This is a genomic window from Kribbella sp. NPDC026596 (assembly GCF_040638415.1).
GTDB lineage: Bacteria > Actinomycetota > Actinomycetes > Propionibacteriales > Kribbellaceae > Kribbella.
In genome coordinates, this window is record NZ_JBEZYF010000002.1 from 245606 (window position 1) to 262509 (window position 16904).

14 protein-coding genes are annotated in these 16904 nt (G+C 68.0%); 7 read left to right on the forward strand and 7 right to left on the reverse strand.

Features of this window, described 5'->3' with window-relative positions; translation table 11 throughout:
* Positions 1 to 5: 5 nt before the first annotated feature.
* The 3 genes from AB0E63_RS02750 to AB0E63_RS02760 all read right to left on the reverse strand — a co-directional run bounded on the left by AB0E63_RS02750 (position 6) and on the right by AB0E63_RS02760 (position 1999).
* Positions 6 to 1001 carry an aldo/keto reductase gene (locus tag AB0E63_RS02750; RefSeq protein WP_360360264.1) on the reverse strand — a complete coding sequence of 332 codons (996 nt, stop codon included), beginning with the start codon at positions 999 to 1001 and terminating at the stop codon, positions 6 to 8.
* 61 nt (positions 1002 to 1062) lie between these two features.
* The gene (locus tag AB0E63_RS02755; RefSeq protein WP_360360266.1) at positions 1063 to 1527 is read right to left on the reverse strand and encodes an isoprenylcysteine carboxylmethyltransferase family protein; all 465 of its coding nucleotides are present in this window, start codon (positions 1525 to 1527) and stop codon (positions 1063 to 1065) included.
* Positions 1520 to 1999, reverse strand: a complete 480-nt coding sequence (locus AB0E63_RS02760) for a MarR family transcriptional regulator (RefSeq protein ID WP_360360268.1) — start codon at positions 1997 to 1999, stop codon at positions 1520 to 1522. The genes AB0E63_RS02755 and AB0E63_RS02760 overlap by 8 nt, the downstream gene beginning before the upstream one ends.
* 38 nt (positions 2000 to 2037) lie before the next feature.
* Between AB0E63_RS02760 and AB0E63_RS02765 the strand changes: the two genes are divergently transcribed.
* The 6 genes from AB0E63_RS02765 (at position 2038) to AB0E63_RS02790 (ending at position 8586) form a co-directional block, all read left to right on the forward strand.
* Complete coding sequence (locus AB0E63_RS02765; protein WP_360360270.1) at positions 2038 to 3321, forward strand: nucleotide disphospho-sugar-binding domain-containing protein; 1284 nt, start codon at positions 2038 to 2040, stop codon at positions 3319 to 3321.
* A 23-nt stretch (positions 3322 to 3344) separates the two neighbouring features.
* The gene (locus AB0E63_RS02770) at positions 3345 to 3791 is read left to right on the forward strand and encodes a MarR family transcriptional regulator (protein ID WP_360360272.1); all 447 of its coding nucleotides are present in this window, start codon (positions 3345 to 3347) and stop codon (positions 3789 to 3791) included.
* On the forward strand, positions 3788 to 5002 hold the full coding sequence (locus tag AB0E63_RS02775; protein WP_360360274.1) for an MFS transporter: 1215 nt from the start codon (positions 3788 to 3790) through the stop codon (positions 5000 to 5002). The genes AB0E63_RS02770 and AB0E63_RS02775 overlap by 4 nt, the downstream gene beginning before the upstream one ends.
* Before the next feature lie 78 nt (positions 5003 to 5080).
* Entirely contained in the window at positions 5081 to 7507 is a 2427-nt protein-coding gene (locus AB0E63_RS02780) for a GH116 family glycosyl-hydrolase (protein ID WP_360360276.1), read from the forward strand.
* Positions 7508 to 7538: 31 nt separating this feature from the next.
* A complete protein-coding gene (locus AB0E63_RS02785; protein ID WP_360360279.1) occupies positions 7539 to 8072 on the forward strand; it encodes a TetR/AcrR family transcriptional regulator in 534 nt (177 codons plus the stop codon).
* Between the two features lie 10 nt (positions 8073 to 8082).
* A complete protein-coding gene (locus AB0E63_RS02790) occupies positions 8083 to 8586 on the forward strand; it encodes a DUF2867 domain-containing protein (RefSeq protein WP_360360282.1) in 504 nt (167 codons plus the stop codon).
* Here AB0E63_RS02790 and AB0E63_RS02795 read toward each other — a convergent pair.
* From AB0E63_RS02795 to AB0E63_RS02810, 4 genes are all read right to left on the reverse strand, one after another.
* Positions 8569 to 10407 (reverse strand): FtsX-like permease family protein, encoded by a 1839-nt coding sequence (locus AB0E63_RS02795; protein WP_360360285.1) that lies wholly within the window; start codon positions 10405 to 10407, stop codon positions 8569 to 8571. The genes AB0E63_RS02790 and AB0E63_RS02795 overlap by 18 nt on opposite strands.
* 98 nt (positions 10408 to 10505) lie before the next feature.
* Positions 10506 to 10904 (reverse strand): hypothetical protein, encoded by a 399-nt coding sequence (locus AB0E63_RS02800; protein WP_360360288.1) that lies wholly within the window; start codon positions 10902 to 10904, stop codon positions 10506 to 10508.
* The gene (locus tag AB0E63_RS02805) at positions 10904 to 13210 is read right to left on the reverse strand and encodes a CehA/McbA family metallohydrolase (protein ID WP_360360291.1); all 2307 of its coding nucleotides are present in this window, start codon (positions 13208 to 13210) and stop codon (positions 10904 to 10906) included. The genes AB0E63_RS02800 and AB0E63_RS02805 overlap by 1 nt, the downstream gene beginning before the upstream one ends.
* Before the next feature lie 46 nt (positions 13211 to 13256).
* Positions 13257 to 13811 (reverse strand): TetR family transcriptional regulator, encoded by a 555-nt coding sequence (locus tag AB0E63_RS02810; RefSeq protein WP_360360294.1) that lies wholly within the window; start codon positions 13809 to 13811, stop codon positions 13257 to 13259.
* A 91-nt stretch (positions 13812 to 13902) separates the two neighbouring features.
* On the opposite strand from AB0E63_RS02810, the gene AB0E63_RS02815 reads away from it, so the two are divergent.
* On the forward strand, positions 13903 to 16419 hold the full coding sequence (locus AB0E63_RS02815; RefSeq protein WP_360360297.1) for a bifunctional FO biosynthesis protein CofGH: 2517 nt from the start codon (positions 13903 to 13905) through the stop codon (positions 16417 to 16419).
* The last annotated feature ends 485 nt before the right edge of the window (positions 16420 to 16904 follow it).

A 16904-nucleotide genomic window follows, 5' to 3' on the forward strand; every position in this document is an offset into this window, starting at 1 on the left:
CATCGTCAGCTCGGGCGGCGGACGAACTGGGGGAGGCGGAGGATGTTGTGGGGGTAGGGCAGGGGGCCGTCGCCCGCCTCGGTCAGGCGGTGCATCTGGTCGTCGGTGAGGGACCAGCCGGTTGCGCCCAGGTTGTCGGTCAGGTGGTCCGGGGTTCGGGCGCCGATGATGGGGGCGGTCAGGCCTGGGCGCTGCATCACCCAGCGGAGGGCGACCTGGGCGGGGGTTCGGTCGACCTCGGTCGCGACCGCGCGGAGGGCATCGAGTACGCGCCAGGTGCGGTCGGTGTTGTGAGCGTCCCAGTCCGCCTGGTTGGAGCGGGAGCCGGGCGGCGGACCGCCCGCGTCCTTGGTGTACTTGCCGGACAGCCAGCCGCCGGCCAGTGGGCTCCAGGCGATCACGCCGGCACCCTCGTTCTCGCAGACCGGAATCAGGTCGAGCTCGGCGTCGCGGTCGAGCAGGTTGTAGAGCGGCTGCAGGCAGACGTACGGCTCCAGGTTGTGATGGCGGGACAGGTCGATCGCCTTCTGCAGCTGCCAGCCGGTCAGGTTGCTGGCGCCGATGAACCGGACCTTCCCGCTGGTCACCAGGTTGTCGAGCGTGGTCAGCGTCTCTTCCAGCGGAGTCGCGTCGTCGAAGACGTGGATCTGGTACAGGTCGATGAAGTCGGTCTGCAGCCGGCGCAGGCTCGCCTCCACCCCCGCCATGATGTGCTTACGTCCGGCCCCACGGACCGGCAGTCCCGGCCCGGCCTCGCCGTACACCTTGGTCGCGATCACCAGGTCGTCACGGTTCCTGGTCTTCAGCCAGCTGCCGATGATCGCCTCCGAACGACCAGCGGCGTACGTATCCGCGGTGTCGATCATCGTGCCGCCGGCGGCGACGAACTCGTCCAGGATCCGGTGGCCGGTCGACTGGTCGGTCTCAGTGCCGAACGTCATCGTGCCAAGACACAATTCACTGACTTCCAGCCCGGTCCGACCGAGAAAGCGCTTGTCCATCCCGTCAACGTACCCGCGCCAACAGGACCCCGTCCTCCGATAAACGAGGCGTGCAGGCCCGCTAGGCTCTTCGGATCCTCGGGATCCACGCGGGCACGGTTCGGCGGTACTCCTCGTACTGCCGGCCGTACCGCTCCAGCAACACCGGCTCCTCATACCAACGCACGAACGACGCCATGACGGCCCACGCGAGTACGCCGTACGCGAGCACCCACGGGTCGAGAAAGACCAGCGCCTGCCCGAAGATCGCGGTCACCACCCCCACATACATGGGGTTGCGGACGAAGCGATAGTCACCACCGACCACCAACTCCTCCGTCGGCGCCACCGGCGCCGGCGTCCCCCGCCCTTCCCGAACGAATCGCACAAAAGCCCGCAGCACCACGAACGCACCGGCCGCGACCACCACGAACCCCGGCCAGAACCGCGGCGCCGCCCATCCACTCACCCACCACGGCACCACACCACCGACCATGCACGGTGCGGCGAAGAAGAACACCGTACTGCCCAGCACTGCCTTAAGCACGGTCGATTCTCACGATCACACGCTCGGACAGTTCGCAGAAGGTCTGGAGCTCGTCCGGACTCAGGTCGGCGAACCAGTCGGCCACCGCGGCGATGTCCCCGGCGTCACGCTCTCGCCAATAGGCCGCACTGTGGTTCGTTGCTGAGAGCAACTTGCGTCGGCCGTCCGCCGGATCGGGCTCGACCTGCAGCAACTCCTTGCGCTGCAAGGCCGCGACGATCTGCGCGACGTTCTGATGCGTGCTTCCCAGCGCGGCGGCCGCCTCGGCCAGCGACGGCTTCCCCATCGCCTTGACGACGGTGATCAAGGCGGCCTGCTGGGTGGTCAGCCCGTCCGCCCGCAGCCGCTCGTCCATCTCGTTGCGTAGCTTCTGGGCAAGCATCAGCGCCGTCCGGAAGGCCCGGACCGGCGGCGCCAACTCCGAATCCGCTCCGAGCCCGAACAGCTTCTCGCTCTTGTTCCACGACGACATAGGCAATATATTACCTATCATCGCCGAAGGGGGCAATCGTGATCTGTCTGCTGCCACACTGCGCCTACCTGTCCGAGACGTCCCGGATGCTCGAGCTCCACCGCGCCCTCACCGAGCTCGGCGTCGCAGTGCGCGTCGCCACTCACGGCGGTCCCCACGAACGCTTACTCGCCGAGGCTGGCGTCGAGTACGACGTACTCGGTCCCGGACTGTCCCCCACTCGCGCTGCCGCCTTCGTCGGTTCGGCCGTCGGCCTCGGCGATCCCCGGCAGAGCATGTACGACGACGCCGAGATCCGGACGTACGTCGCGGCCGAGGCGGAGTACTTCCGCACCCACAAGATCACGGTCGCGGTCACCGGATTCACGCTGACCACGTTGCTGTCGTCGCGACTGACCGGCGTACGCGTGATCACCGAACATGCCGGGAGCTTCGTGCCGCCGGTCTTCGAGCGTCGACTCCTTCCGGCGCCGACCCGGCCGGTGGATCCGCGTTTGAAGCACGCGCCGGCCTGGCTGGCCCGGTTCCTCGTCAACCGGTCCCCCAACCGCATCACGGCGTACTGCGGTGGCTTCAACCGGGTGGCCGCCGAGCTCGGCGTGGAAGGGATCCCGAGCCTGGCCTCTCTCCTACTCGGCGACCTCTCGCTGGTCCCGGAGGTTCCGGAGGTGCTCGGGATCTCCGCCGCCGAGCTGGCCGCCTGGACCCCGGGCAAGGGGTATCGAGCAGGTGCGCAGCTCAGGGCGGTCGGGCCGCTGTTCGCGCAACTGGATCTCCCGATGCCGGCCGACGTACAGAAGTTCCTCGACCGGCCCGGTCCGACGATCTACCTCGCCATGACGTCGACCCCAGCCGCCCAGGTCCGTACGGCGATCGCCGAGCTGAGCCGTCTCGACGTACGGATCCTGGTCGCCGGCACCATCCACGACCTCGGCGACCTGGCCACGGACCAGGTCCTGATCAAGGGCGTGCTGCCGAGCCACCTCGTCATGCCGCAGGTCGAGCTCGCCGTCACCACCGGCGGCCAGGGCAGCGTCCAAACCGCGATGGCCAGCGGTACGCCGCTCCTCGGCATCCCCCTGCACATCGAACAAGACCTCAACGTCGCCCTCGTCGAACGCCTCAACGCCGCCCGCCGAGCCCGCCCCACCACCCTGGCCGCCCAAGCCGCCCGAATGCTCGACGACCAATCCCACCGCGAGGCCGCCGAGCGGATCCAGAAGCTTTACGCCACCGCCGACGGACCGGCCGAAGCCGCTGCGGTCATCGCCCACCCAGCTCTGAGTGACCTGGTTCACCGTTCAACCGGTGGAGATACATAGGTTTCCTATGTATATTCGTGGGTGTGATTGCTACGGAGCTGACTCGGCTCGGCGAGGATGTCGTGGTCGCGTCGTCGCGGTTGACGCGGATGGCGACCAGGGATGTGAACACGCTGCCGCACGCCGCGATGCGGGTGCTCGGGCGGCTGGATGAGCTGGGTCAGGCCAGGATCAGTGAGCTGGCCAAGGCCGACCGGTGTTCCCAGCCGACCATGTCCACCCTGGTGCAACGCCTGGAAGAGCAGGGCTGGGTGCACCGTGCGGCCGACCCGGCCGACTCCCGCGCCAGCCTGATCAGCCTCACGCACGCCGGCTTGGCCGAGCTGCGGAGCGCCCGGCAGCAGGCCGGCGTCGCCCTGGCAGCCCGCCTGAGCCAGCTCCCCGCGACGGACCTCACCACGCTCGAGGCCGCGGTCGCCGTCATCCACAAACTCCTCACCCTCGAACCGTTGGAGGACACGCCCCGGTGAGCAACTCGTCGTTTCTGAAGCAGCCCAAGTCCGTCTGGGCGGTCGCGTTCGCCTGCGTGATCGCATTCATGGGCATCGGCCTGGTGGACCCGATCCTCAAGCCGATCGCCGAGCAGTTGCACGCGAGCCCGTCCCAGGTCTCGCTGCTGTTCACCAGCTACATGGCAGTCATCGGTGTGGCGATGCTGATCACCGGCGCGGTCTCCAGCCGGATCGGCGCGAAGCGCACCCTGCTCATCGGCCTGGCCATCATCGTCGTGTTCAGCGCATTGGCCGGCCTGTCCAACTCGATCGGCATGATCGTCGCCTTCCGGGCCGGCTGGGGTCTCGGCAACGCGCTCTTCATCGCCACCGCCCTGGCCACCATCGTCAACTCCGCCAGCGGCTCGGTCGCCCAGGCGATCATCCTGTACGAGGCCGCCCTCGGTGTCGGCATCGCGGCCGGCCCGCTGGTCGGCGGTGAGCTCGGCACGATCTCGTGGCGCGGTCCGTTCTTCGGCGTCGCCGTACTGATGACGATCGCGCTGGCCGCGACGGCATTTCTGCTCCCCGCATCGCCGGTGGAAGGACGTCGTACGTCGATCATCGAGCCACTGAAGGCGTTGCGGCACCGGTCCTTGGCGACCGTCGCGGTCACCGCGCTGCTGTACAACTTCGGCTTCTTCACGCTGCTCGCCTTCACGCCGTTCCCGCTGGCGATGTCGGCGCGCCAGATCGGCCTGATCTTCTTCGGCTGGGGCATCGGACTGGCGGTCACCTCGGTATTCGTCGCGCCGCGGCTGCAGCGCCTGTTCGGCACGCTGCCGGTGGTCATGACGTCGCTGCTGCTGTTCGGTGCTGACCTCGCGGTGATGGGGATCTACGCACACCACAAGGGAGTGCTCGCGGTCGGCGTGATCGTGGCCGGCCTCTTCCTCGGCATCAACAACACGCTGATCACCGAGGCCGTCATGGGCGCCGCCCCGGTCGAGCGCGGTACGGCGTCGGCGGCGTACTCCTTCGTCCGGTTCTCCGGCGGAGCGGTCGCGCCGTGGCTGGCCGGCAAGCTCGGCGAAGAGGTCAACATCCAGCTCCCGTTCTACGTCGGCGCCTTCGCGGTGCTCCTCGCGGTAGGCGTCCTGGCCACCGGCTGGAAGCCCCTCGCCCACCTCCGCATCCCCGCCAACCACTCCAACGTCGAAGCCGAAGCCCTCACCGCCGCCGACGCCTAGCCCCCTTTGGGCACCCACCAACCACCGTCGGCGGGGCGAAATGGTTGGTGGGTGCACAAAGAGGCGACAGTGGGTCACATGACGACTTGGCCCATTCTGCGTACGTACACCGACCGTCAGCTCCGCCGGATCGCGCTGCCGCTCGGCGGTATCGGGACCGGAACGGTCAGCCTCGGCGGCCGCGGCAACCTCCGCGACTGGGAGATCGTGAACCGTCCGGCCAAGGGCTTCCAGCCCGGTACGGCGTTCTTCGCGATCCGCGCCGAGTCCCCTGACGGCACCGTGACCACTCGTGCCGTCGAGGGCCCACTGGACCTCAGTGAGTACGAAGGCGCCCACGGCAGCCGCGCCCAGAACCACGGCCTCCCGCGTTTCCGCGAGGCCACCTTCGGTACGGCGTACCCGTTCGGGCGGCTCGAGCTCCGCGATGACGACGTACCGGTCGACGTCGATCTGGAAGCGTTCAACCCGCTCGTCCCGGCCGACGTCGGGGCCAGCTCGTGGCCGGTCGCGGTACTGCGCTTGGTGGTGACGAACCGGGGCACCGAGCCGTTGACCGTGGCGCTGGCCGGATCGCTGGAGAACTTCATCGGCCGGGACGGCACCACGGATGTTGCTGCAGGCAACTACAACACCACGGCCACCGGCGAGGCGGGGCGGCTGGATGGCTCGGACGTCCGCGCGGATGGTGTGCTGCTGCGCAGTCGCGGCGTCGATCCCAGCGCCGAGCAGTTCGGCTCGATGGCGCTGGCGGTGCTGGACGGGCAAGACGTGAGTCGTCGGACCGGCTGGGCGGACCGGACCTGGGGTGACAGCCTGCTCGACTTCTGGGACGACTTCAGCGCCGACGGCCGGCTCGATGAACGCACCAGCGAATCCGCGACCCCGATCGCCTCGGTCGCCGACCGCCGTACGATCGCCGCCGGCGCGACGGAACGCTTCACATTCCTGCTCGCGTGGCATTTCCCGAATCGGCGCGCCTGGGAGAAATCCGACATCGTCGGCAATTACTACACAACGTTGGTGGACGATGCCTGGACTTCGTTGTGCCGCTTCGCGCAACAACTCGACGATTTGGAACGGCGTACCGTCGCATTCGTCACGGATTTCCTCGGCAGCGATCTCCCTTCGCAGGTGAAACAAGCCGCGCTGTTCAATCTCAGCACGCTGCGGACGCAGACCGTTTTCCGTACGCCGGACGGCCGATTCTTCGGCTGGGAAGGATGTTCCGATCATGAAGGCAGTTGCTTCGGCAACTGCACCCACGTGTGGAACTACGAGCAGGCGACGCCGTTCCTGTTCGGCCAGATCGCTCGTTCACTGCGCGAAGTCGAGTTCGGCCACGCGACGGACGAGCAGGGCCTGATGAGCTTCCGGGTCGGACTGCCCTTGAAGACGAGCGCACGGGACTGGCGGGTCGCCGCGGCCGACGGCCAACTCGGGAGCTTGGTCAAGCTCTATCGTGACTGGCGACTCAGCGGTGACGACGACCTGCTGCGTTCGCTGTGGCCCGCGGCCCGGCGGGCGCTCGAGTTCTGCTGGATCCCCGGCGGGTGGGACGCCGACCGCGACGGCGTGATGGAGGGCTGCCAGCACAACACGATGGACGTCGAGTACTACGGCCCCAACGCGCAGATGCAGTCCTGGTACCTGGCCGCTCTCCGCGCATCCGAGGAGATGGCCAAGCACCTCGGCGTCGACGACCTCGCCGCGGAATGCCGGAAGCTCTTCGACAACGGGCGAGCGTGGATGGATGAGCATCTGTTCAACGGCGAGTACTACCGGCACGAGATTCGTCCGCCGGCGTCCGCCGACGACGTCGCGCCGGGCCTGCGCGAAACGATGGGCGCGGCCGATCCGACCAACCCCGTGCTGCAACTGGGCGACGGTTGTCTCGTCGATCAGCTCGTGGGGCAACACCTCGCCCGCCTGACGCAGCTCGGCACACTGCACAATCCGGACCACGTTGTGACGACGTTGCGCAGCATCCTCAAGCACAACGGGCTTTCCGGGTTCGACGGGCATTTCAACCACATGCGGAGTTACGTGCTGGGCGACGAGTCCGCCGTACTGATGTGCAGCTACCCGCGCGGCAATCGGCCCGAGCGGCCGTTCCCGTACTTCACCGAGGTGATGACCGGATTCGAGCACATCCTCGCGGTCGGCCTGATCTCGGAAGGGCTGGTCGACGAGGGGCTGAAGGTGATCGCCGACATCCGGGCGCGGTACGACGGCGAGCGGCGGAACCCGTTCGACGAGGCGGAGTGCGGTCACCACTACGCGCGGGCGATGGCGAGCTGGGGTGCGGTCGTCGCGCTGACCGGCTTCGACTACGACGGCCGGTCCGGAGTGATGCGCTTCGCACCGCGGATCGCCGGCGTACGGCACGTCTTCTGGTCGACCGGCAACGCCTTCGGCACCTTCGACACCGTCGAGCGAACCCTCCAGGTCACCGAAGGCGACGTGTTCCTCACGGCGGTCGAGCTCTTCGGCGAGAAGATCTGACCATACCAAACGGTATGGTATGGTCCTGCATATGGTGACGCGGACCGAATGGCTGGACGCAGGTCTCGAGCTGCTGGCGGACGAAGGTGCGCCGGCGGTGACGATCGAGCGACTGACCGGGAAGCTCGGCGTCACCAAAGGCTCGTACTACCACCACTTCAAGGGCGCCGCCGGCTTCCGGACCGCACTCCTGGAGTACTTCGAAGCGCAGTTCACCACGCGGCTCATCGACATCGTCGAGCGCGATGCCGAGCCCTCGGCGAAGTTGCGGCACCTGCTGCGACTCGTGCTGTCCGACCCCGACAGCGCCAGGCTGGAGATCGCCGTACGGGCGTGGGCCCTGCAGGATCCCGAAGTACGAGCTGCGCAAGAGCGGGTGGACCGCGCGCGAACGGCGTACCTGACGGAGCTGTGTCGCGGGCTGAAGGCGGACGTAGATCCGGACCGGTTCGCGCAACTGCTGTACCTGATCCTGATCGGCGCCGAGCAGGTGCTGCCGCCCGTCACCAAGACCGACCTGCGCGACATCTACGCGATGACCCTGCGTCTCGCGTCCATCGACTAGAGGAGTCGCCATGCCGACCCGCACCGACCTGCCTGAGCTCGACGACCTGCTGCCCACCGTCGACGTGGTCGACGTGAAGACCGCTCGCGGTCCGGTGTCCTTGCGCGAGTTCACCGCCGGCGCTCTCGGTCATGCACCGCTGTGGGTGAAGGCGCTGTTCGGGGTTCGGATGGTGGTGGCCCTGGTGCTCCGGCTGGAGACCACTGGGGTCCCCGACTCGTTTCGACTGCGGCCGGAGACGGTGAGTTTCACGCCAGGCGATCGCGCGTCGTTCTTCACCGTCGTACGCGGAGAGGAGGATCACTACTTGTTGCTGAAGATCTCGGACAACCACCTGATCGGCTGGCTGGCGATCATCACCGACAACGAACAGCCGGCCTCGTTCAAGGTTGTGACGTTGGTGAAGTATCTGCGACCGGCCGGACGCGTCTACTACAACCTGATCCGGCCGTTCCACCACCTGGTGCTGCGCAGCATGTGCCGGGCCGGCGAAAAGTCAGTCGCGGGCCGCTGACAACGGGTGCGGCCGCGTTGCCTGATGAGCGGTCAAGGCCGCGGCCGCACCGACCACCGCCAGCGCCGTGCCGAAGATCAGGCCGAGCAACCGCCACGGAATCGCCAACGCCGCCAGGCCGTACGGACCGGCCGCGATGCCGGCCAACGCCGCGCCCGCAACGACCGATCCGAGCAGTACGCCGACAACGACGACGGTGGCGGACTCGACAAGCGCAACCGCGACGACCTGCCCGCGAGTCAGCCCGGCCATCCGGGCCAGCGCGAACTCCCGACGCCGGTCGGCCGTGGACATCACCACCGCGTTGACCACGGCAACGGCCGCGAAGATCCCGGCCAGCCCCATCAACGCGGCGAACAACCCCGCGTTGCTCCGCTGCTGAGCCGCACCACGGCCTTCCGCCCACTCCCCGACCGTCTGCACCCTTCCACCCACCTCAGCCGCGACCTGGCCCGACGCACTGCCCGACGCAACCTTCACCAGCGTCTCCGTCCGGCCCCCCGCGGGCAACAGGCCTCTGGGAATGAAGAAGTTCTCGCTGACATCCAGCGTCTCCGGCATGATCGCCACGACCTTGACCGGCATCGTTCTGTTGCCAAGGGCAATCTTTAGGGTCGACCCGAGCTTGTAGCCCTCCGCAGCCATGCCTGGACCGATGACGATCGCTCGGCCGGTCAGCCGATCCAGCGATCCCTTCCGCGGCCGCAGCTTGTGCGTCTGCTGGTACGCCTGGGGATCGATCCCGATCGCCTCCGAGTACACCGTGTTCTTGCCGCGCCGGATGGTGATGGGTACAGCGGTCTGCACCGACGCGATCGCGACTCCCGATCGCTTGGCTACCGCGTGGTCGACGACGAGATCGGCGGTGATCAACCGCTCCTGCTCCACTCCGACCGCCTTCGCGAGCGACCCGAACGTCCCCCATAACCCGACCACGAGTCCCACCAGCACGATCAAGGGCGCCGCCGTTGCCGCACTTCGCCGTACGGCGTGCAGGACGCCGGCCCGCGCGAGATCGGCGATCAGGTTGCCACGAAGGGCGGCCGCGGGCAGCCGACCGGCCAGCGGTACGACGATCGGGCTGAGCTGACTGAGCGCGACCGAGCCACTGATCATCACGACGAGTCCGATCATCAACCCGGCGACCAGATCACGCGCGGCCTGCGCGGCGATCACCAGCACCACCGTGCAGAACGCGGCCGACAGTCCCCAGAACCATCGCCAGCCAGTCATCACTTTGTGCGCGGCGCGGCTGTCGACGAGGGCTTCGAGCGCACGGATCCGCGACGCTCGCCAGGCCGCCGCGAGTACGCCGGCCAACGCCGTACTCACGCCGATGATCATCGCTGCCCACAGAGCGCCCTGATCCCACGGCGCGTCGAACCATGACGGCAGCATCCCGAGCTTGGTGAGCAGCCAGGACTGCGCCCAGGTCCCGAGCAGTCCGAGCGGCACACCGACCGCACTCCCGATCAGACCGAGCAGTCCGGCCTCGGTGAGCAGCATCAGGCAGAGGTATCCGCGCTGTGCCCCGACCAGCCGCAGCAGTCCGAGCTCCCGGCGCCGCTGCGCCACCGTGAAGCCGAACGTCGTACTCACGATGAACACGGTGAGGAACACCGCGAGCATCACCGACATCCCGAGCAGTGTGGCGACCCCGACGTACCCTTCACGCACTCTGGCCCGGTCGTACGCCGACAGTCCGGCCGGCAGCACTGGTCGATCGGTGGCGGCTCGCATCTGCAGGCCCGACTGCACCAGGCCCACGCCCAGCGCGACAGCGACCACTGCGCCGGCGAACAACTGCCACCTCGTACGCACGGCACCCACAGACAACCTCAGCATCCTCCTACCCAACAGGCGGGACGATGCGGTCGCCCTGGCTCACGGACCCCAGCGTGGGTAGCTTCCGCGCTACCTCATGCGCGGGCCGACAGCAGCAGGTTGATGGTGCTGTGGTTGGCGAGACCACCCAGCGCGCCGAGAGCGCGGAAGGTCAGGGTCACGTCCACATCGGTGGGCGCCTCGAGCCGGACCCGGAAGGCCGCTTCCTGGCGATGCTCACCGGTCAGTTCGTGCGCCGGCAGGTCGAGCTGGAGCCCGCTGACCGGTTCGGCGTCGATCGCCAACGGCCCGGTGACGAAGCCGTCGTTGACGACCGTCACGGCGAGCGTGTGCCACTCACCCGGCTTCAGGGTGCCGATCGGCGCGCCGCTGCGGGCGACGTTCACCCGCGCCTCCGGGTTGATGGTCACCGCGAGCGGCGCGTCGGTCTCGACCGGCCCGCAACAGCCGATCGCGGGTGCTTGGTGAGTCATCAGTCGGCCTCGCATTCGTCTCGCCTTGCCAAGTAGCCGGCCTGCGCCTCGTCGTACGCCTGCCGGGCGGCGTCCCGCTCGGTCTCCCGGATGAACCCCGACTTCACCTTCCACAGTTGGTCGACGGAGTCGTGTAGCCACTGAGCGCTGCGCCGGGATGCCCGGATCGGCCGGCCGTCGATCTCGAGGAAGATCGGCTGGGTGTGCACGCTGCGCAGGATCCGCAGCGCGAGCCAGGACGAGCGCTCGACCGTCACGTCGAAGGCGACCTCCTGCTCGGTGCCATCGGCAACCACCTCCTGCGACGCCACCACGACACCGTTCAGCACGACCTCGACCACCACAGCACGGGACGTGCCGATCCGGGACCGCTCGAGATGCCAGCCCATCGGAGCGCTGTAGACGGGACGGCCCGCCGGCGGTGCAGGCGGCTCCTCGGGCAGCCACGCGGCGACGGTCGCGCTGACCCGCACCGCCCCAGGCGTATCCAGCGGGTGCTCACGGCTGACGTCGCCATCGACGGCCAGGTCGAACACATGACTGCGGCCGTCACCGAAGTACGACGCGCTCCCCCGCAGCCCGGTGATCCACGCCTCGATCGCCTGCGGACCCGCGGGCGGCTCGGCCAGTCGGACGTACGTACGCCCGACTCCCGGGCCCTCGTCGTACATGCACGGATAGTCGGTCTCACCGAGCATGAGGGTGCGGTAGCCGACGCTGAGCAGGTGGTACCAGATGTTCAGCTCGGCCGCGGGCGCGAGCTGGCCGCCGCACTGGAAGTCGGCGGCCCCGAGCGGTACGTCGACGATGATCTCGTTGGAGCCGATGCCCTGGAACGACGGCACGATGTAGTTGGGCAGTTCCTCGGTGCCGACGCCGAGACCGACTCCACAGTGCGCGTACCCGACCAGTGCGTTCTGCTCCTTGGCCCAGCGCAGGACCGGCAGGTTCCACGACGGCCAGTCCTCGATCAAGCTGGTTCCCGGGTAGTCCTGGTCGGTCAGCCCGAGCAGGATCAAGTGACCGGAATGGCTGGACGGGAACCCGGACACCTCGACGTCGTACCGCAACGCACTCTCGGCATCGCGGTCCGTCGGCTGCGGGCTCCAGGTCATGCCCTGTGCGGCTTGCATCGCCGGATATTCCAGGTCGGCCGACGGACTGATCGACTCACCGGTGAAGAACTGTTTCTGGTGGTAGTAGCACGGCGCCCAGGTGAGCACACTGCCGAGCCACAGGCCTTCCCCGCGGACGTGCCGGATCATCGTTTCCGGCGTGACGCCTTCGCTCGGGACGTTGTAGTGCGAGCAGCCGCCGGCGTGGATGTGCGGGTCGCCCGAGTAGTAGCCGTGACTCGCCGGATCGACCCAGCGGTCCAGGGTGATCGGAACCGTCTCGGTGCCCGCGTCGATGTCGGCCGTCTGTACTACCTGCCGATACTCGGGTCCGCGGATCGCCGAGACCTCATATCGCCCTTCGGGCAGCCGGATCACTTCGCCGGTCGCACGGTAGACGTGCTCATGGAAGAACATGTCCGGCGCCAGCCGCATCGCCTTGGACGGGTACGAACGTCCTTGCGCGTCCCGGACCGTGATCGCGGCCATGCAGCTGCGGCCGTCGGGTTCACGAATGTCCAGCTGGATCTCGCGCGCCGGTGCACAGTCGAAGTCGAACGACGCGGCGTACTCGCGCAACTCGAAGTTCGTCCGGAAGCCGGCGAACCCCAGCGGCGACCGGCTCAGGCTGTGGTGGTTGTGCTCGTCCGCGGCGAAGAGCGACAACCCGCCCGAGCGGACGCCGCCGTCACGGGCGTACAGGCTGATGACCTTGTATTCGACCTCGAGGCCGGAAAGGTCACCGGGTGCGGCGATCTTCGCGTCCAGCCACGCGTCCTTGATCCGCGGAACGACCGTCAACGTGTCGTGCAACGCGATGCGGGCGGAGTGGCTCTGGTAGTCGATCAAGCCGTACACGCCGCCGTTCCACGTGACCAGGTTGGCCTCGATCCGGTGCGGGTTGGCGACTCGCACGAGGAAGCTGCGCCAGCCGTGCTGAACCAGTCTCGGCGGCGCGGCTCCCGGTGCGGACACAGCGATTCCCTGCTCGTCGATCGACACGTCGACCAGCACGAACGGCCGCAACAGGGTCTCGAGCTGGCTGCGCTTGTCCGCCTCGCTCATCGAACTGCTTTCCAGCTTGGGCAGTTGAGTAACCACGTCGTCGGGCAATGGATCGCCCAGATCGTGGAGTTTTCGTACGGCGCGGACGGCGGACGCGAACAGTGGCTGAACTGCGGGGTCAGACACTCGGACCTCCCGATGGCGAGTCCTTCGCGACCCTACCCGGCGCCGCCTACCTCAGCACCTCTAATAAGGCGGCGAGGTCTGCACGGTCCACCTGCCGGCTACCGATCAGTGCCTGCATCAGCAGCCCGTCCAGCGCCGCAACCAGGAGCCTTGCTTTCTGCGGATCCGCGGTGAACGCTCGGGCGATGTCCGTCAACGGCTCCAGCCACGCCGCTGCGGCGGGCCTGAGCTCCGGACGGCGAGCGGCGTACAGATAGAGCTCGTAGAGCGCCAGGGTCCGTCCCCTCCTGCGCACCACGCTGTGCTCGATCAGGCGCACGAGTTCGTCCGCCGGACGCGCGCCCGACTCACTCCCCCGCGCGTGCAGTTCGGCCGCGAGATCCTCCGCCGCCCAGCCCAGTGCCGCGACGAGCAGCTCGTCCAGCGTTGCGAAGTGGTAGGTGATCGACGCGACCGACACATCCGCCACCGCGGCCACAGCGCGATGGCTCACACCTGCGACTCCGTCGCGCTCGATCACGGTCAGAGTGGCCCGCAGCAACTCGCTCCGCCGCTGCTCACCGCGCATCCGGCGACCGTCGACACCCTTACTGACCTGCACGAACGGCAAACTATCAGGACGTCTGTACGGATTGTTTTTGGTCCCCGGAATCGCGGGAACGACCGCCGTCCGGCACCTAGGCTCGGATGACGTGACAACCAACGACATCAGTACGGCGATGCGCCGCGCCCTGAAGCGCGCGGACGACGGCAAGACCCTCGACCCGGCGGAGGTGGAGGTCCTGCTCGGCGCGAGCGGCGACGCCCTGACCGCCCTGATGGGGACCGCGGCCCGGGTCCGCGACCAGGGTCTGGCGGACGCCGGCCGGCCGGGCATCGTCACGTACTCGAAGAAGGTCTTCATCCCGCTGACCCGGTTGTGCCGGGATCGGTGTCACTACTGCACGTTCGCGACCACGCCGGGGCGGGTGCACTCGCCGTACCTGTCTCCGGACGAGGTGCTGGAGATCGCGCGGCAGGGTGCGGCCCTCGGCTGCAAGGAGGCGCTCTTCACCCTCGGCGACGCGCCCGAGGACCGCTGGGAGGCGGCTCGGCAGTGGCTGGAGGAGGCCGGGTACGACAGCACGCTCGACTATGTACGGGCGATGTCGATCCGCGTCCTGGAGGAGACCGGGCTGCTGCCGCACCTCAACCCCGGGGTGATGTCGTGGCAGGACCTGCAGCGGTTGAAGCCGGTCGCGCCGAGTATGGGGATGATGCTGGAGACCACGTCCCGGCGGCTGTTCGAGGAGAAGGGCCAGCCGCATTTCGGTTCGCCCGACAAGGACCCGGCGATCCGGCTGCGGGTGCTCGAGGATGCCGGGCGGTCGAACGTGCCGTTCACCACCGGGCTGCTGATCGGGATCGGCGAGACTCTCGTGGAGCGGGCGGACTCGATCTTCGCGCTGCGGAAGGTGGCGCGGCAATACAACGGCATCCAGGAAGTCATCATCCAGGGGTTCCGGGTGAAGCCGGACACCGCGATGCGCAACGACGCCGACGTACCGCTGGGCGAGTGGCTGGCCGCGATCGCGGTCACCCGGGTCGTGCTCGGGCCGCGGGTCCGCGTACAGGCGCCGCCGAACCTGGTCGACCTGGCCGAGTGCCGGGCGCTGCTCGATGCGGGCGTCGACGACTTCGGCGGGGTGTCGCCGCTGACGCCGGACCATGTGAACCCGGAGCGCCCTTGGCCGCAGATCGATGATCTGGCCAAGGTGACGGCGGATGCCGGTTTTGTCTTGCGGGAAAGGCTGACCGCGCACCCGGAGTACCTGCGTGAGCCGTGGCTCGACCCACGGCTGATCTCGCATGTCGAGGCACTGGTCGATCCGGCAACTGGTCTCGCGAACGAGTCCGCTCTGCCGGTGGGCCTGCCGTGGCAGGAGCCGGATGGCGGGTGGGACAGCGTCGGCCGGACCGATCTGCACACCGCGATCGACACCGAGGGCCGTCGTACCGAGACTCGCTCGGACTTCGACGCCGCGTACGGCGACTGGGACGTCCTCCGCGAGGATGTCGCGGGTCGGTCAGCACCAGAACGCATCGAAGGCGACATCAAGGCAGCACTGTCTGCGGCTGAACGTGATCCGGCTGGACTCTCCGACGCTCAAGCATTGACCTTGATGACAGCAACCGGTCCCGCGCTGGACGCCTTGGCAGGACTCGCCGATGAGTTGCGCAAGGCAACGGTCGGCGACGACGTCACCTACGTGGTGAACCGGAACATCAACTTCACCAACGTCTGCTACACCGGCTGCCGGTTCTGCGCGTTCGCCCAGCGTCGGTCCGACGCCGACGCCTACTCGCTGTCGATGGACGAGGTCGGCCAGCGCGCCGAGGAAGCCTGGGTGATCGGCGCGACCGAGGTCTGCATGCAGGGCGGTATCCACCCCGACCTGCCGGGTACGGCGTACGCCGACCTGGTCCGTGCGGTCAAGGACCGGGTGCCGGACATGCACGTCCACGCGTACTCGCCGATGGAGATCGTCAACGGATCCGTGCGTACCGGGCTGTCGATCGAGGACTTCCTGATCTCGGTCAAGGAGGCCGGACTGGACAGCATCCCCGGCACCGCGGCGGAGATCCTCGACGACGACGTGCGCTGGATCCTGACCAAGGGAAAGTTGCCGACCGCCTCGTGGATCGAGGTGATCAGCACGGCGCACAAGGTCGGCCTGCCGTCCAGCTCGACGATGATGTACGGGCACGTCGACGCGCCACACCACTGGGTCCAGCACCTGCGGACGATCGCCGCGGTCCAGGATCAGACCGGCGGGTTCACCGAGTTCGTGCTGCTGCCGTTCATCCACCAGAACTCGCCGATCTACCTGGCCGGCGTGGCCCGCCCCGGACCGACGTACGACGAGAACCGCGCGGTGCACGCGATGGCGCGGATCATGCTGCACGGCCGGATCGACAACATCCAGTGCTCGTGGGTCAAACTCGGCGTCGACGGCTGCGTCGCGGTCCTGAACGGCGGCGTCAACGACATCGGCGGCACCTTGATGGAAGAGACCATCAGCCGGATGGCCGGCTCCAAGCACGGCAGCCGCAAGTCCATCGCCGAACTCACCGCGATGGCCACGGCCGCAGGCCGGCCGGCCCGCCAGCGCAGCACGACGTACGGCGAGATCCCGCATCGCTCGGCCACCGAGCTCGAGCTGGCCTGAGACAGAGCGGCTCCCCGATGTACCGGTCCCCAGCAGCACCAGTACATCGGGGAGCTCGCCGCAAAAGAAACGCCGGCCATGCCGGGCGTCGGTCGCCACCTCACTGGCGACCGGCGGGCCCACGCGGCACGACCGGCGTCCTGCTGTTTGCCCCGAGAGGGCAGTCGGCCCGAAGGAGGGCGGGCCCGATGCCTCATTCCGAGACCGGCAGGGGAGGTACAGTCCGGTCGCGGACGGGAGTACATCGGGAACCACCTGGAGCCTGTGTCGGCGACCCGTCCGCCGCCGACAAGAGAACGCTGTCATGGGCCGCGATCCCCGGGAATCCCCCCGATCAAACATTTGCATTGCCTTCAAACAAGACAACTCTCTGTATAAGAATCTTCACTTTCCGTACAGACGTTGCCTTCTGCAACAACAAAGCAGCCGCGGCCGGGGCGCCCCCTGGGATGGGGGGGCCGGCCGCGGGCGAAGGTGTGGAGAAG

Coding starts and splice junctions, on each gene's coding strand:
- AB0E63_RS02750 (WP_360360264.1), bottom strand. CDS start 1,001: ATGGACAAGCGCTTTCTCGGTCGGACCGGGCTGGAAGTCAGTGAATTG.
- AB0E63_RS02760 (WP_360360268.1), bottom strand. CDS start 1,999: ATGTCGTCGTGGAACAAGAGCGAGAAGCTGTTCGGGCTCGGAGCGGAT.
- AB0E63_RS02780 (WP_360360276.1), top strand. CDS start 5,081: ATGACGACTTGGCCCATTCTGCGTACGTACACCGACCGTCAGCTCCGC.
- AB0E63_RS02785 (WP_360360279.1), top strand. CDS start 7,539: ATGGTGACGCGGACCGAATGGCTGGACGCAGGTCTCGAGCTGCTGGCG.
- AB0E63_RS02790 (WP_360360282.1), top strand. CDS start 8,083: ATGCCGACCCGCACCGACCTGCCTGAGCTCGACGACCTGCTGCCCACC.
- AB0E63_RS02800 (WP_360360288.1), bottom strand. CDS start 10,904: ATGACTCACCAAGCACCCGCGATCGGCTGTTGCGGGCCGGTCGAGACC.